Below are 15,016 nucleotides of genomic sequence, written 5' to 3'. Positions count from 1 at the left end.
CAACATGAAAAAATCAATAGTTTTTAATCGTTAATTAACCACAAAACTTGGTGGTCAATTTGCTCCGGAATTAGGTGGTCAGTTTGCTCCGGAACGGGTGGTCAATTTACTCCGGAATTAGGTGGTCAAATTGACCGGTTTTTCCAATCAATGATCAAACTCCAAATGCAATTTTAGGATCTTGGACTTGGCAAAAATCAATAGGGCAAGATGGAAATTATATCTCCACCCCAAAGACTCTGGGTCATACTAAAAAAATAGTTTTTACTCCGGACAATAAAGTTACTACCTATATGAATGATATAGAGCTAAGGATCAGCAAATATGTTATTAGCAAAGGCATAAGCGTTTATGATAATAAAGAGCATGATATGGTCATTTTTGAAGGTCTAACATATATCATTGAAAATCCTGACAGTAAAACTCTTACTCTTACAAATAATATTATAAACGGCTATAGTTCTTCGTATAAGAGGAAAAAGTAGTCTCCCAAAAAAACATACTAACAAAATTATATTTCATCAAGCTGGAGTGGATACCTCTTTCTCCATATGCGGAAATAAAATTTAAACCCTATTTAATTTCCTCAAATCATCCGCAAAATGGTTTGAGAATTTTCCCGTCAGGGCTACTAAGACAAAGCTTCAGAGAAATCTGAGGCTTTTTGTTTTAAGCGAAAACTTAAAAAGTCAAGAGACTTTTATAAGGTTTAATTTTCATAAAAATGCCCCCAAATAGTGTCTAACTTTTTGAGGGCAGTTCAGAGACATTTGCGCAGCATTATAAGTAATACTTCGGAGAGCGAGGGGAATTTCAAAAGTAGGCGAAAACAAGCAATTACTTATAGCCATTGTTGTACAGTGTTTTTTATTCAACTGGTATGCAAAAGTCAACAATAGCTTTCCCTTCAGTATGTTCATTAAAATTATTATAATAAATTTCAAAAGGCTCTCTGTCAGCTTTCTTATATCCATTTTCGTTCATCCAGACAAATAATCCAGTCCACGACTTTTCAAATTCGTTTAATCCAATTTCAAAACTTCCAACGATAAATTTTCCAGCTTCTATTGTTGTCAGTCCGATTTCTCCATTTGTTTTCACTGCCTTATCAAGTAAAATCGAAGCACTCATCCTTACTTTGTCGGCTTCAGTAACTTTAAAACTGTCGTGATAAACCGTTATCATTTTTGTTTGGTCGTTCATTAATCCTTTTGGTGTTGCCCATTGCATTAATTTTCCATAGGCATTCTCAAGGTTATGAGGACCAATACTTGATACATAAGCCAAATCTATTTTTGACATTTCTTTAATTTCAATTTTTGCGTTCATTTTTATCCAATTTTTAAGATTATTAATGACACAAATGTATTTTTTATAGTCAGGATATTCTTGTCCATTCTTGCTTTTAAGTTGACGAATCTTGCTAAATCTATTTGGATTTTGGTTTTTAAATTCAGTCGGGCTTACTCCAAAATACTTTTTAAATGCTTTGGAATAGGAAGAATTATCACTAAATCCATATTTATGTGCTATTTCAGTTGCTGTTATGTTTTTATGTAACAAATCAGATGCTGATTTTTCTATTCTTCTTCTTTTTACGTATTCATGTAGAGTTTGTTCTGTAACAAATTTGAAAACTCGATGAAAATGAAATGATGAGAAAAAAGCAATTTCCGAAACTGCATTTAACGATAAATCCGATTCCAAGTTTTTGTCAATAAATTCAAAAACTTGGTTAATTCGATTTTTATAATCAGCTTGTATTTCTTTATCAGTTACTGTCATTTCTTAAATGCTATACAACTTGTTTATATGTGTGACAAACTACACAAAGCTATCCAAATTTGGGTAACTTTATGTGATAAGTTATTAAAAAAATATCAAGATGCAATGGGATAATATTATAATAATCTTCAATTAACTGGTTAGATTTTTGAATGCGTTGCGCTACAAGTATAAAGCTTCAGAGAAATCTGAAGCTTTTTTTGTATCATAAATTTGATTAAATTTTAGGTGCGAAGTCAGATACATGCGCACAGCATTAGTTTTAATTAGAAGATATGACTCTTTTAGTTTTCTATCAAAAAATTAAGAAGTTAAACTAAATGAAGATCTCTCGGAAAATAAGTAAATTCTCTAATCGTTTTTTGGAATACTTCATTTCTGTAATTTTCTATTCTCTCTATCCAGTTTCCTTGTTCATCATATTTGTATTCATATGTCCTATCGGTTGTTTTAGTAAGATTATCATGTACATCATATTCATATAAATGATGTGTACCCATATATCCCTTTGGAAGAGAAATTTTGTTTTTTAATCAATAAATCTTTGGGTTCTGTCGCATCTGTCAGAATCAAATATAAAAATTTAAGTCATTTAAAAGTTAGCCCGCCAATTTACAGAATGATTTAAACATAGATATTCCTGGTCTAACCATCTGACTCTTTCTTAGCATATGTACAACTTCAATTCCACTCAAGGTTCGTCTGGCCGATTCAAAACTTTTAAAACCTAATCCGTTTTGTATGCGCCACTTGATAAAACGATGATCTTGTTCTACAATATTGTTGAGATATTTACACTGTCGGATTTTAATCTTTGAGAATGAACGCTTGTTATAGAATTTGATAGCGGCAGTATTTGAACCACTTTTATCAATATTTATTACTCTTGGCTTGTAGTTATTATTAATTGCTTTAATTAGAAATGACTGAGCACTCATTCTCTGTCCTTTTTCTGGTCAAAAGAAAGTCTACTGTATTGCCCAATTTATCTACCGCTCGATATAAATAACACCAAATACCTTTTACTTTAATATAGGTTTCATCCAATCTCCAACTCGCCCCCACTCTGCCTTTTCTCTTCTTAATCTCTGACTCAAGCAAAGGTGTAAACTTATAAACCCAGCGCTGAATATTAGCATGATCAACAGAAACTCCTCGCATTTTCATGATCTCTTCAACATCCCGATAGCTTAATGTAAACCTAAGCTTAAAATATACGGCCTGCAGTATAATTGACTTCGGATAGCAATGACCTTTAGTATTCATGAGTTTAAGAATTAAAAAGGCAAAGATAAAACTTAGCTTTAGATGCGACAGAACCACATCCGCCAGCCCCTGCAGTGGATTTGGGTATTTAGATTGGAACCTATAGCGGAAAGAGCTCCTAAAAAATAATCTTAAATACACTCCCGCTAATCAATCCAATTTTAAATATAGGCAAGTTTATAAAGGTCTCTTATGAGCTAAAAAAAAAACGCATGCATGGAGATTTTTTGCCAAGACCTGACAGGCCCGGCCTTGCTTTTGCCAAAGGACACGGACTACCTTTGCTCGTGAAATAAGACAAAAGCATACAGGGTCTCTGATAAAAACAAAAGGGAAGCAGTTGGGATACTGTGGATAAAGAGCACTAGGGGAGAAAAGCAGTGAGCTTGGGCATGAATTCCAAAAGATTCGCTTAAAAAAGCTTACTAATTGCACAAAGCCAACTAAAAAAAATTGTATTATTGCCATTTTATGGCTGGTATAAATTAGTTGGCAGTAATTGAAAACGAAAAAGAAATAAAAAAATGAATTTTGAAAATTGGGAGTATGATGTGATTACAACTGTTTTTATTTGTGTTTTATTACCACTATTCCTTTATTTTTCATATTGGCTATTTATCAACGGAATTATTGGGTTACATCGAATGGAAGAAAGTACGAGATGGAAATATTGCATTGGAGAAGTTAAAAACGCTGAAATAAAATATATGCAATTTTCTAACGATGGTGATACTGATTATCAATTCACGTTAAAAAAAACATATAAATATGTTGTAAACAATATTGAATATGAATCAAATCAAACTTACGCAAGTGCTTCTCTATTTGAAAAAGAACATAAAAGTTTGGATCAATTTCCAAAAATCGATGAAATCTTTTTAAAAAGTAAACAATTCATTCAAATTGAAAAAGAAAAAGAAATCCAAATAGGAAGAAAAGTAACCGTTTATTATGATAAAAACAATCCGAAAAAATCTTGCCTGATAAATAAAATCAATAAACAGATTTATTTACCAATATTTATGGGATTTTTTTTTGGATCGGGACTAACCATTTTTGCGTTGAAACTAATCGGAAGTTTAACTCAATAAAAAAATCAACTACTGCCAACACACCCTACAAGCAATTTGGGAATTTTGGCTTAATGGAAAAATTGGTTTGTATTTGGAAGATTTAGCAAATCCGAAAAATAACGATAATTTACCCCCAAACTTCTTGTAGTGCCAGAACGTCAGGCTGTGAAAAAACCTCCTTTTCTAATTAAAACCTCCAAATTTCAAGGTACTACAATTCAAATAAATCGTTATACTGAACCCCTTTTTTTTAGGCTGCCAATTTCTCTGGATAAAAATTAGTTGTTGTATGAAGCTTTAAATAACTCGTTTTTAGTAAAAACAAGACTTTTGTCTTATAGGGTGAGTTCCATTTTTGGAGTTTTGCAATAAGTTCGGGGACGCCGAGTATATTGATACTGCGTTTGATGTTATATACTAACATAATTAAGCTGTGTTCTCCGTTTACTTTTTCTAATCCTGTCAAATTGGTGTGATTGTAGCCCCATTGCCGTTTGATCGTACCAAAGATGTGTTCGTTGATTTCCTGTCGCTTACGGTAGAGTTGTGGGTTTTCCCCATAGCGTTTGTTGTTTTCTTCTACAGCATCAGCATATTGGCTGCGGTCTATTTCCCTACCTGCTGCTCTACTGGTACATAAATGTTTTACGGGACATTCTTTGCATTTGGGTGTTCGGTACTTTTTAAAATTATAGCTGTCTTTATCGGTCGTTTTTTTATGCCAACTACCCGTAGTTTTTAGTATTTCACCTTGCGGACAAGTATAAGTATCGGTAGTTTTATCGTATCGGAACCTGGCTACCAAATAATCCTTGGTGGTGCCGTTTTCGTTACTTTTTCCTTGTTCGGGTTGCGCTACAATGGTCGTTATGTTGGCTTGTTTACAGATTTCTATTTGTTTCCCGTTATGGTAGCCTTTATCTACCAAAGCGGTATAGGTTTCAATTCCTAAATTCTCTTTGGCTTCAAGGGCGATAGCAGATAAAGCGCTGCGATCGTTTTTATTTATAGTATGAGTAGCTACCACAAGATTGTGCTTAGCATCAACGGCTGCTTGTATATTAAATGATATTTCTACTACTTGTCCTTGTACTAATAATGCTCTGGCATCGCTATCGGTAGTGCTTATTTGAGGCTCGCCGCTGGCTTTTAGTTTTTTCTTCCAGCATCTCATAGCGAAGTTTGTTTTGCTTTAATCGTTCTATTTTTTGTTGGATGTTTTGAATTTCAGGTCGCTTTTCATTGGAATCATTTTCTTCCAAAGCATCAAGATATTCCTGAGTTTTGGCTTCAATATATGCTAGGTGCTTGTCAATTTTTTTTTGATTAAAATTAGCTTTTTTACTGTTGTGAGCGCGGCTCTTGGTGCCGTCAATGGCAATGGTTTCGCCACTTATCAAATCGGCATCTTTCAAGAACGAAACAAATAGTTTGAATAGTTTGTTCAAGGCGACAGGATTATCTTTTCTAAAGTCTGAAATGCTGTGGTAGTTCGGACGAATGTCTTCCAATAGCCATTGTATTTCTATATTTCTAAAACATTCTTTTGCTAATTTTCGAGAGCTTCTTATTCCATTGAGATAACCATACAAATAGATTTTAAGAAACGCCTTGGTATTATAACTCGGGCGACCCTCTTTTTTGAGCGTTTTAACTTCAAAACCAAGCTTAGATAAATCTACAAACGATACAAAAGCATCTATAAAACGAACCTGATTATCGGGACTGATAGCGTCTTCTAAACTTGAAATACGCATCTGGTGGCGGGAAATTCCTGATATAAATTGCATTCTTAAAAATACGAAAATTCCTGTTTTAGCACAACTTTTTTGTTATATTTGAGGTAATACAAACGGAAGTTTTTTCAAAGACTGTCGTTATAGGCAATGAGTGCCTCAGTATTAAAAGTGGTGAAAAACTGTAGATTTTAAACTTAAAAACATGCAAAAATATATTTTAATTTTATTGACAATATTATTTTCAAATAATTTAATCTCCCAAACTATAATTCAAGAAAACGATAGATCTAAAGCATCAGATTTAACAGGCGATTTTAAGGAAGGCTTGGCAAAAGTTAAAAAAAATAGTAAATGGGGATTTGTTAACGATAAAGGAGAAGTTGTAATTCAATTAAATTATGATTTTGTTGATGATTTTTCCGAAGGTCTGGCTCCAGTTAAACAAAATGGGAAATATGGGTATATTGATAAAACTGGAAAGGTTGTTATTCCAATAAATTTGAATTACTTATCTGTTGGACGTTTTTATGAAGAACGAGCTTTTTATCTTGATTCTAATAGGAAATTTGGATTTATTAATAAATCCGGAGATGTTGTAATACCTTCAAATTATCAATCTATAAATAATGGATTTAAATCTGGGTATTGTTTAGTTTCAAATAATGATTTGTGGGGCGCTATTGATATTGAGGGTAAAATCATTGCGCAAATTCAATATATTTTGTTTGAAAATTTTTCAGAAGGTCTTGCTGTTGTTGTAAACGAAAATGGAATGTATGGTTTCGTAGATACAAAAGGTAAAGTAATAATTCCTTTGAAATATAAAAGCGCAGAAAATTTTAAAAATGGGAAAGCAAAAGTTTCCGATAACCACAAGACATTTTTTATTAATATGAAAGATAAAAAAATATAATTTACTTTCGATTGAGATAAAAATACCAATGCTAACTTCCTATAACACCTACTACAACGGATTTGGACAATTGGCTTAGTGGAAAGTTGGCTTTGTATTTGGGATGGTTTGCTTCGCCTGTTCGCTATCGCTCGGGTGGCAAATCCGAAGAATGGACTTAATTTAGTTCCAAACCTGCTGTAGTACCCAAAGGTTAGTCCTTATATTGAGAAAGCAAAGAGTTTAAATTAATTATCTATGAACGTGTTTAATCCTGATGAATTTCCTAAAAACTTAAATGACGAGGAAATTGAAATATTATCCCAGCTAGTTATTAAAAATCCAATATCAGATTTATGGAAGCAGATTGCCAGTAAACTAACTTCTGAACAAAAAGTAAGAATCAATAAAAAAATTGACAGTAAAAAATATTCTGAATCAGAAAAACTGCCCTCATTCCATAAAAAAGCAATGGATGATCAAGAAAAGAAATAGAAAATTAGATACAGCGCCTAACAGCCGTTTGGCGATATTTTTTTTGCCTTAATGGAAAGTTGGTCTTGCATTTGGAAAATTTGTGTTTAACCGAAAAATCTCCCTCATAATTGCCAAACCCACTGTAATACCAGGACGTTGTGCGATACTACCCTAGCCCCGATTGCTTCGCCAGTTCGCTTCGTTCGTGTGCAATGAAAATCCTTTTGTGCCGTGGTTCGGCACAAAGGATCGGAACGGATAGCGGGAAAGGCTCCTAAAAACTAACAATAAACCTATACTAATATTAACTTGCAGCCATACAGTGATACTGCCCGCAGTCCCTCTCACTGGGATTAAATCAAAAAGATTTAATATTATTCTTATATTCGCAAAAATCTTACAATCGGCATACGACTAAAAAAAATCGTAGTGCTACGATTTATCGATGCTATAAACTAAGCTCCAGGCAATGCAGACGATTATAAAAAACCACATTACAAAAATACTGTTGAAATAATCTAAACTATAAATTAGAAAAATGAATAAAATCACATTAACTTTTTTAGGCCTATGTCTGACACTTTTTACTTTTGGCCAGGGAAAGAACCAGAAAAAATGGGAGAAAGTTGCTACAGAGATGACCAAAGCAAACCAGGGCGACACCATTTCCGTAAGGTCAAAAGCTATTTTGGAATGGTCTGATTTTAAAATGCCGCCTGAAGTAAACAAAGATCTGCATGTTTATCCGGAATTGACATTTGGGTGTTTTTACCAAAAAAGTAAATGTCTGGACAGGAACTATTACTGTTGAATCCTATGGAGGAATCAGAAGGGATTTATCCTGGGTTGAACCCGAATATAAATCCCAGCAATTATTGGATTACCTGCAGCTGAAATATAACATTTCACATTACTTTGCAAAAAAATCAGAAAAAGAAATTAACAGCGGGAAAATAAATGCTGGAAATGTAAATAAAATTAACGCAATTATAGAGAAACATTTAGACGCGAGGGACAAAGCTATTAATGAATTTGATACAGAGTCTAGTTTTGGAAACAATGCTGAAGCTCTTAATAAGTGGAAAGAAAAACTCCGCCAAAACGAAATATAAAACGCACCGCCTGATGCAGCTGCTGCAACGGATTTGTGCAATTGGCTTAATTGAAAGCATTTCTAAAGCAGTGCTAAATAAGGATTACGGAAACGTGGCAGTCATAATCCAAACACTGTAATATTTCTTGTAAACGCGACTGCCTGTAAACAATCAAATTCTTAATTTCCTTTATGCAAAATTCTACGAAAATTCTACTTGCAATTCTCTGTTTTATTATAGGGATAGCAACTAATATTGTTACATCGGGAATGCACAATGACGCAATTTCATTAATGAGCTTTTTGATATATGTCGGAAGTTTAATATATATCTTTTATATAGCCACAAAAACCAATAAACGATAAAATATAATGCCGCTAACAGCTAATAAGCGCCATTGCATTAACAATTAAATTTTATAAGCAACACCTTTAAATTTACTATGAAAAATTTAATACTAACCTTAGCACTAATTGTAACTGTACTTAGCTACGGACAAAGTGAAGAACAGAACAAAAAAGTCTACAATGAGCTTTATCCGATTACTGTTAATGATATATTCGGTTTTATTGACAAAAAAGGAAAAATTGTAATAAAGCCCCAATTTTATATAGCCACCTATTTTAACGAAGAATTTGCAGTTATTAAAAACACTGCCGGCAAATTCGGTTATATAGATCTTTCAGGAAAAACAGCTATCATGCCTCAATTTGATTTTGCAGATAAGTTTAGCGAAGGACTTGGATTAATTAGTATAAAGGAAAAATTTGGCTTCGTTAACAAAGCAGGAAAAATAGTAATTAAACCACAATTTACTTGGGCTAATGATTTTCAGGAAGGACTTGCATGTGTTAAATATGACGACAAATATGGCTATATTGATCAAACAGGACAAATAGTCATCAAAGCGCAATTTGACTACGCAGATAAGTTTAGTGAAGGACTTGCCATGGTCATCCTTAATGGTAAATCGGGTTATATCAATAAAACAGGAGAATTAGTAATCAGCCCTCAATTTGGGATAGCGCATGACTTTAAAGAAGCACTAGCCCCTGTTACTATTAATGGTAAATTTGGTTACATCAACAAATCCGGAGAAACAGTTATAAGCCCCACATTTGATTCTGCATTTCCATTTAATGACGGGCTGGCCAGAATCATAGTGAATAAAAAACAGGGCTACATTGATAAAACAGGAAAAATAATTGTCGATCCTCAATATGAATTTGCACGGGATTTTTGTGCCGGCTTTGCACGTATTAAAAATGGTGATAAATACGGTTATCTTGACAAAACAGGACAAATAGCCATCAAAGCCCAATTTGATTATGCAGATGATTTCAGGCAAGGAATTGCAAACGTCAAATATAATGGCAAATACTCCTACATTGATGAAACAGGAGCACTTATTTATAATCCAAAAATATAAGCTAAAAATTAAATATATTGCCCATGACAGCTACTATAAAGGAGGTGGGCTATTGTCTTATTGGAAAGTTATGAATTAAAAATTAAACTGACAAGCTTTTATATTTGGATTGCCGCAAAACATTAGAACGGTCCTTCCCTAGCCCCGATTGCTTCGCCAGTTCGCTTTGCTCGTGTGCAGTGGAAATCCTTTTGTGCCGGGGTTCGGCACAAAAGATTGGAACGTATAGCGGGAAGAGCTCCCAAAAGACAGCGTTATATACAATAGAATGATGATGATTATTCAGATAAGATTCCGGTAACAATTCTTGATACAAAAATTAGAAAAATATGCCAAACAACAGGAAGGACAATCATTTATTCCCGCTGCCTACATAATGGATGGTAAAATGAAGTAAAAGAGCCCTGGAAATACGCATTATTGGAATCTGCAGGCCAAAACAGATAATGATAAAGAATCCCAGCATCATTTCCAAAGAAAGGCAGTAAGTCTCTTTCAAAAGAAATCCAAAAAAAATCATCGGCACAAAAATAATGAGTACTATGGGATAACTAATCCATAGTGCGGCGGAATAAAACCCGGGTTCAATGTGGAAATCCTGATTGCAGCGCGAACATCTCTCGGGCATTTTTAAAATGGACTTAAAAACAAAAAGCCCCGGCCTGGTAAATAAATTCCCCTTATAACATCGCGGGCATTTTAATGCAAAAATGTTGTATAATTTTGTTGTTTCTTTCATGGGTCAGATAAATTATTATAATATAATCCAGACTGCCCCGGATGGGACCGCCTGGATTAAGCAGCTAATGAAACATACTACATATTATCGACAACTGCCTGGCCGAATTCCGAACATTTGACCAGGGTTGCCCCTTGCATCAAACGCTCAAAATCATACGTAACGATTTTATTACCAATAGCTCCTTTTAGTCCCTTTACGATAAGATCGGCCGCGTCCTGCCAGCCCATATATTCGAGCATCATGACCCCAGAAAGGATTTCAGAAGAAGGATTTACCTTATCAAGATCCTTGTATTTTGGGGCTGTTCCGTGTGTTGCCTCAAAAATAGAAACCCCTGTGGCATAATTAATATTGGCTCCGGGCGCTATCCCAATTCCTCCCACTATGGCGGCCAGGGCATCTGAGATGTAATCCCCGTTAAGATTTAGCGTAGCAATCACATCATACTGCTCGGGCCTTAAAATAATCTGCTGTAAAAACGCATCGGCTATTACATCTTTTATAATTACTTTATGTCCGTATTTTTCCATAATAAGCCAAGGTCCTCCCTCATACTCTTTGGCTCCAAATTCCTCTCTGGCCAGCTGAAAACCCCATTCTTTGAACTGCCCTTCAGTGAATTTCATAATATTCCCCTTATGAACGATCGTCACGGAATCTTTCCTGAAATCAATCGCATGTTTCAAAGCCGCTCGTATCAAACGCTCACTTCCCTCTTTGGAAACCGGTTTAATACCAATGGATACCGTATTGGGAAACCTAATGTTCTTAACCCCCATCTCATCAATTAGAAAATCTTTCACCTTTTTGAGTTCCGGCGTTCCTGCCATCCATTCGATACCGGCGTAAATATCTTCTGTATTTTCCCTGAAAATAATCATATCTACTTTCTCGGGCGCTTTTACCGGAGAAGGAACTCCTTTAAACCATTTTACAGGCCTTACGCAGGCATATAAATCCAGTTTTTGTCTCAGGGCAACATTCAGTGATCTCATCCCACCCCCAACCGGGGTGGTCAAGGGCCCTTTGATGGCCACCAGAAATTCCTCAATATCTTTAATAGTCTGATCCGGTAGCCAATTCCCTGTTTTTTCAAAAGCTTTTTCGCCTGCATATATTTCCTTCCACTGGATCTTTCTGCTTGTGCCGTATGTCTTTTGAACTGCAGCATCAAAAACTAATCTGGAAGCTTTCCAAATATCCGCCCCTATTCCGTCTCCTTCAATAAAAGGGATTATAGGATGGGAAGGCACAACTAGCCTTCCGTTTTGAATACTTATTTTATTCTCATTCATCATTTTGTAAATTTTTGAAAAAAAGTTCCACGCAGACTTTCCTTGATTCAACTTTATTTTCGTTATTTAACCTTTACTATCCGGTTCTGTTTTCTATTCAAACAGAACTTACATAGCTCTACAAATATATAACATTTGTTATATATTTTATTAATAAATGTTATATATTTGTTATATGAAAGATTTCTTTGCCCAATTTGATTTCCAGAGTAACCTCCTTTTTGAAAACCTGAGCGAACCCGATAAACAGGCTGTTGAAAATGTAATGGAGTCCCTTGTTGTAAAAAAAGGCAGTATGCTTTTCTTTGAGTGCGGTATCCCTACTGGTATCTATCAAATAAAAAAGGGCAAAGCCAAAAAATTCAAACGCGGTTTTAGCGGTGAGGAGCAAATATTTTATATCTATACAACCGATGACGTACTGGGATACCATGCCCTGCTTGGACAGGAAAGATACCAAGACTCCTGTGAGGCTCTTGAAGATTTAACAGTAAATTTCATTGCCCGGGAGGATTTTCTCAGACTACTTAATGAAATCCCAGCCTTGCAGCAAAAACTCATTAAAAACATCGCTCACGAATTTGGTGTTCTGGCCAATATCATTGCTGTACTGGCACAAAAGAACCAAAATTCACGCCTGGCCTTATTTTTACTCCTTTTGGAAAACAGGTTGAATCGAAACTCCCCAACCCTAAAAGGCATTGACCTCACGCGTGACGATCTGGCGAACCTTATCGGAACATCACAGGAAAGCCTGGGCAGAAGCCTAAAACAATTCAAGGAACTAGGCTGTATCGAAATAGATAAAAGGAATATTTATATCAAAGACAAAAAGCAATTAGAGCAATTACTGCAAGTCAAAATAGACTAATTTTTTAATCAAGTAGCATTAAACCATCTGCTGTAACCTAAAGCTATTTACTTTTAAACTGCACTATACGTCTTCTGTACTTCCTTTGCAATAAAAAAGCATTAAACCTGATCCTGTCATATAAGAGCCCTAAAAGCAAAGCCATAACTCCTATTAATAAAACACGCAATCCTACATTAGAATAAAAAATTCCACCTGTTATTCCTCCTATAAAAAAAAAGCTAATAATGGTTATTCGTAATTTTATCGAGACAAACAGCTTTTTTCTAAAGGAATCTTCATGATAAAAAAACAGTTGGGATAATTCGATTCCTAAATCTGTAAAAAGCCCTGTCAGGTGTGTTGTTCTTACAGTAGCATTAGATATTTTTGTGACCAGAGAATTCTGCAGGCCCATTGCAAACAATAAGCTATAGGCTATAAAGTCAGGATTCTGTATAATTAAATGTTTTCCAAAGACAGCAATCCCGAACAAAATTATGCTTTCAATTGCTGTTGGAATTACATAACTGTATTTTTCATTTCTTCGCAAGAGAAACTCAACAAGTAAACTTGAAAAAAAAGATCCCAGGAAAAAAAAGAAGATGTAGAGAAAGTAAATAAACCCCTGCTTGAAATTAAGTTTAAAAATCTCATCTACAAAAAAAGCAAAATGTCCTGTAACATTGGTTGTTAATTTTTGAACTGCCAAAAAACCCGCTACATTTACCAGTCCTGCCACAAACGATAATAAAGAGGCAATTTTAAGATTATGTCTTAGATTTCTTTTGTTTCCATGATGTTTGAACATTGTATTTTAGTATTTTATAATTCTTAAATTATAATTATCACTGAACGGTAAGATTCCACTAAACTAAGTAAGATATACACCGTCAGCAAAAAAAATGGTGTCACAGATAAACAATCGATTGATCTTCGTTATTAGCTAAAAAAGTAATTGCATCTGGTAGATTTTCTCCATTGCTAAATACTGCAATAAACTCTTGTAATTCACAAATAGTTTTAAATGATACTTCAAAAAATTGAAATATTATCATCCTGATCCAAAATACGTATAATTTTGAATATATCGTTAAAAGTTAAGCTCTAATTTAATTATAGTTGAGTTTGTTGCCTAGTATACAGTTCCTTCGAGCTTTGTGTTTTATATCATCCATGTCAGGTGTTTTTTTATATACCTAAAAACAAATCTGTAAAATGAAATTAATTATAATCTTTGCCTAGCTTAATTTTGTCTTTAATGTACAATATAAAATAGTGGCTATATATAATACATATATATAAGTTCTCTTAAGATTGAAATGATTAAGAATAGAAGCGAGAATTCATTATCTGAAATTGCAGTAGAATTTGGTTTTATTGATTCAAGTCACTTTAATAAATTTTTCAAAAGACATACCGCTATTACTCCATTGAGCTACAAAAAAGAAATAAAATAAAAATAATATCTTAATTATCTTTTATTGAATTAAAATTAAACCGATAAGCTTTTATGCATTGGATTACAACAAAACAACAGTGATGGCCCTGCCCCATTAGCACCGATAGCAGTGAAATTCTTTTGTGCCGGGGTTCGGCACAAAAGATTGCTTCGCCAGTTCGCTGGCGCTCGGGTGGAACGGATAGCGGGAAGAGCTCCTGAAAAATAATATTATATACAATTGACGATGATGACCACTCCAAATTAATTGCCTAATTTATCTACCGCCCTATATAAATAACACCAAAACACCTTTTACTTTAATATAAGTCTCATCCCATCTCCAACTCAACCCTACTCTGCTCTTTCTCTTTTTTCATCTCTGACGCAAGCAAAGGTGCAAACTTATAAACCCAACGCTGAATCGTGGCGTGATCCACAAGCACTCCTCACATTTTCATGATCCCTTCTACTGTATATTTCTCCTAGAAGACAATTATTTACATATCAGCTTCTTCTCTTTAAACAAATAAACTTCGATAATTCTTCTGTCGAAGTGTTTAGTGATTCAGCAGATTGAATAATCAATAGTAAAACTTCTCTCAACTCATTATTTCCAAGATTTATATCTTCACACAACAATTTTGAAAGACCTAGAATATTAGCAACAGACTTTCTGACTTTGTGTGAAATCGAAAACATCATCTGTTCTAAATTGCTATTAAATTCTTCCATATCAAACTCTTTTTCCGTTTCGCGAATATTCAGATTTATAGTAGCAATTTTTAAATCGCTAGTACATTTTTCCAATTCTTCATGATTCAAAATAAGTTCTTGCTTCGCTTTTTTTAACTTATCTAATATATTATTTTGATCCATAATTTTCAATTATTAAAGTGAGATTAAAAGTACAACATTTAAAGCTACTTTAGA

The 15,016-nt window shown here is 34.2% G+C and carries 17 protein-coding genes and 1 pseudogene; 8 read left to right on the top strand and 10 right to left on the bottom strand.

Annotated elements, in window-relative coordinates; all coding sequences use genetic code 11:
* Positions 1–867 precede the first annotated feature (867 nt).
* From NJT12_RS14820 to NJT12_RS14810, 3 genes are all read right to left on the bottom strand, one after another.
* Positions 868–1,785: an AraC family transcriptional regulator gene (locus NJT12_RS14820; RefSeq protein WP_271336693.1), complete on the bottom strand. Its 918-nt coding sequence runs from the start codon at positions 1,783–1,785 to the stop codon at positions 868–870.
* 311 nt (positions 1,786–2,096) lie between these two features.
* Positions 2,097–2,285, bottom strand: a complete 189-nt coding sequence (locus tag NJT12_RS14815) for a hypothetical protein (RefSeq protein WP_271336692.1) — start codon at positions 2,283–2,285, stop codon at positions 2,097–2,099.
* Between the two features lie 99 nt (positions 2,286–2,384).
* Positions 2,385–3,051 (bottom strand): IS6 family transposase gene (locus NJT12_RS14810; RefSeq protein ID WP_271336691.1). Its coding sequence is split into 2 segments (ribosomal slippage): positions 2,385–2,729 and positions 2,731–3,051, totalling 666 coding nucleotides; the frame shifts between segments, so codons are not numbered across the junction.
* Positions 3,052–3,575: 524 nt separating this feature from the next.
* On the opposite strand from NJT12_RS14810, the gene NJT12_RS14805 reads away from it, so the two are divergent.
* Positions 3,576–4,142 carry a DUF3592 domain-containing protein gene (locus NJT12_RS14805; RefSeq protein WP_271336690.1) on the top strand — a complete coding sequence of 189 codons (567 nt, stop codon included), beginning with the start codon at positions 3,576–3,578 and terminating at the stop codon, positions 4,140–4,142.
* A gap of 232 nt (positions 4,143–4,374) precedes the next feature.
* On the opposite strand, the gene NJT12_RS14800 is transcribed toward NJT12_RS14805, so the two are convergent.
* Positions 4,375–5,298, bottom strand: a complete 924-nt coding sequence (locus NJT12_RS14800; RefSeq protein WP_271336689.1) for a transposase — start codon at positions 5,296–5,298, stop codon at positions 4,375–4,377.
* Positions 5,237–5,914, bottom strand: coding sequence for a transposase (locus tag NJT12_RS14795; RefSeq protein ID WP_271336688.1), 678 nt, complete (start codon positions 5,912–5,914; stop codon positions 5,237–5,239). The genes NJT12_RS14800 and NJT12_RS14795 overlap by 62 nt, the downstream gene beginning before the upstream one ends.
* Positions 5,915–6,065: 151 nt before the next feature.
* Between NJT12_RS14795 and NJT12_RS14790 the strand changes: the two genes are divergently transcribed.
* The 5 genes from NJT12_RS14790 to NJT12_RS14770 all read left to right on the top strand — a co-directional run bounded on the left by NJT12_RS14790 (position 6,066) and on the right by NJT12_RS14770 (position 9,755).
* On the top strand, positions 6,066–6,776 hold the full coding sequence (locus tag NJT12_RS14790) for a WG repeat-containing protein (RefSeq protein ID WP_271336687.1): 711 nt from the start codon (positions 6,066–6,068) through the stop codon (positions 6,774–6,776).
* A gap of 237 nt (positions 6,777–7,013) precedes the next feature.
* Positions 7,014–7,250 carry a hypothetical protein gene (locus NJT12_RS14785; RefSeq protein WP_271336686.1) on the top strand — a complete coding sequence of 79 codons (237 nt, stop codon included), beginning with the start codon at positions 7,014–7,016 and terminating at the stop codon, positions 7,248–7,250.
* A 520-nt stretch (positions 7,251–7,770) separates the two neighbouring features.
* A complete protein-coding gene (locus NJT12_RS14780; RefSeq protein ID WP_271336685.1) occupies positions 7,771–8,043 on the top strand; it encodes a hypothetical protein in 273 nt (90 codons plus the stop codon).
* Positions 7,991–8,344, top strand: coding sequence for a hypothetical protein (locus NJT12_RS14775; RefSeq protein WP_271336684.1), 354 nt, complete (start codon positions 7,991–7,993; stop codon positions 8,342–8,344). Before NJT12_RS14780 ends, NJT12_RS14775 begins: the two co-directional genes overlap by 53 nt.
* Before the next feature lie 424 nt (positions 8,345–8,768).
* On the top strand, positions 8,769–9,755 hold the full coding sequence (locus tag NJT12_RS14770; protein WP_271336683.1) for a WG repeat-containing protein: 987 nt from the start codon (positions 8,769–8,771) through the stop codon (positions 9,753–9,755).
* Positions 9,756–10,107: 352 nt separating this feature from the next.
* Here NJT12_RS14770 and NJT12_RS14765 read toward each other — a convergent pair whose 3' ends face one another.
* Positions 10,108–10,383 carry a DUF983 domain-containing protein gene (locus tag NJT12_RS14765; protein ID WP_414655396.1) on the bottom strand — a complete coding sequence of 92 codons (276 nt, stop codon included), beginning with the start codon at positions 10,381–10,383 and terminating at the stop codon, positions 10,108–10,110.
* A gap of 188 nt (positions 10,384–10,571) precedes the next feature.
* On the bottom strand, positions 10,572–11,843 hold the full coding sequence (icd, locus tag NJT12_RS14760) for an NADP-dependent isocitrate dehydrogenase (protein ID WP_271336681.1): 1,272 nt from the start codon (positions 11,841–11,843) through the stop codon (positions 10,572–10,574).
* 124 nt (positions 11,844–11,967) lie between these two features.
* Here icd and NJT12_RS14755 point away from each other — a divergent pair, with 124 nt between their 5' ends.
* Positions 11,968–12,663: a Crp/Fnr family transcriptional regulator gene (locus NJT12_RS14755; protein ID WP_271336680.1), complete on the top strand. Its 696-nt coding sequence runs from the start codon at positions 11,968–11,970 to the stop codon at positions 12,661–12,663.
* A 43-nt stretch (positions 12,664–12,706) separates the two neighbouring features.
* Here the strand turns inward: NJT12_RS14755 and NJT12_RS14750 are convergent, their stop codons facing one another.
* A complete protein-coding gene (locus NJT12_RS14750) occupies positions 12,707–13,453 on the bottom strand; it encodes a YoaK family protein (protein WP_271336679.1) in 747 nt (248 codons plus the stop codon).
* A gap of 511 nt (positions 13,454–13,964) precedes the next feature.
* Between NJT12_RS14750 and NJT12_RS14745 the strand changes: the two genes are divergently transcribed.
* The gene (locus NJT12_RS14745) at positions 13,965–14,102 is read left to right on the top strand and encodes a helix-turn-helix domain-containing protein (RefSeq protein ID WP_271336678.1); all 138 of its coding nucleotides are present in this window, start codon (positions 13,965–13,967) and stop codon (positions 14,100–14,102) included.
* A 251-nt stretch (positions 14,103–14,353) separates the two neighbouring features.
* Here NJT12_RS14745 and NJT12_RS14740 read toward each other — a convergent pair.
* Positions 14,354–14,520: pseudogene (locus NJT12_RS14740) on the bottom strand (DDE-type integrase/transposase/recombinase); the annotation flags it as partial.
* A 70-nt stretch (positions 14,521–14,590) separates the two neighbouring features.
* Positions 14,591–14,962, bottom strand: a complete 372-nt coding sequence (locus NJT12_RS14735; RefSeq protein ID WP_271336677.1) for a hypothetical protein — start codon at positions 14,960–14,962, stop codon at positions 14,591–14,593.
* Between the last annotated feature and the right edge of the window lie 54 nt (positions 14,963–15,016).

The sequence above is a fragment of the Flavobacterium azizsancarii genome (assembly GCF_027980145.1).
Taxonomy (GTDB): domain Bacteria; phylum Bacteroidota; class Bacteroidia; order Flavobacteriales; family Flavobacteriaceae; genus Flavobacterium; species Flavobacterium azizsancarii.
Note: the sequence above shows the minus strand (reverse complement) of the source record. Positions and strands in the feature narration are given on the sequence as shown.

Coding starts and splice junctions, on each gene's coding strand:
- NJT12_RS14820 (WP_271336693.1), bottom strand. CDS start 1,785: ATGACAGTAACTGATAAAGAAATACAAGCTGATTATAAAAATCGAATT.
- NJT12_RS14815 (WP_271336692.1), bottom strand. CDS start 2,285: ATGGGTACACATCATTTATATGAATATGATGTACATGATAATCTTACT.
- NJT12_RS14805 (WP_271336690.1), top strand. CDS start 3,576: ATGAATTTTGAAAATTGGGAGTATGATGTGATTACAACTGTTTTTATT.
- NJT12_RS14800 (WP_271336689.1), bottom strand. CDS start 5,298: ATGAGATGCTGGAAGAAAAAACTAAAAGCCAGCGGCGAGCCTCAAATA.
- NJT12_RS14795 (WP_271336688.1), bottom strand. CDS start 5,914: ATGCAATTTATATCAGGAATTTCCCGCCACCAGATGCGTATTTCAAGT.
- NJT12_RS14790 (WP_271336687.1), top strand. CDS start 6,066: ATGCAAAAATATATTTTAATTTTATTGACAATATTATTTTCAAATAAT.
- NJT12_RS14785 (WP_271336686.1), top strand. CDS start 7,014: ATGAACGTGTTTAATCCTGATGAATTTCCTAAAAACTTAAATGACGAG.
- NJT12_RS14780 (WP_271336685.1), top strand. CDS start 7,771: ATGAATAAAATCACATTAACTTTTTTAGGCCTATGTCTGACACTTTTT.
- NJT12_RS14770 (WP_271336683.1), top strand. CDS start 8,769: ATGAAAAATTTAATACTAACCTTAGCACTAATTGTAACTGTACTTAGC.
- NJT12_RS14765 (WP_414655396.1), bottom strand. CDS start 10,383: ATGCCCGAGAGATGTTCGCGCTGCAATCAGGATTTCCACATTGAACCC.
- NJT12_RS14755 (WP_271336680.1), top strand. CDS start 11,968: ATGAAAGATTTCTTTGCCCAATTTGATTTCCAGAGTAACCTCCTTTTT.
- NJT12_RS14750 (WP_271336679.1), bottom strand. CDS start 13,453: ATGTTCAAACATCATGGAAACAAAAGAAATCTAAGACATAATCTTAAA.
- NJT12_RS14745 (WP_271336678.1), top strand. CDS start 13,965: ATGATTAAGAATAGAAGCGAGAATTCATTATCTGAAATTGCAGTAGAA.
- NJT12_RS14735 (WP_271336677.1), bottom strand. CDS start 14,962: ATGGATCAAAATAATATATTAGATAAGTTAAAAAAAGCGAAGCAAGAA.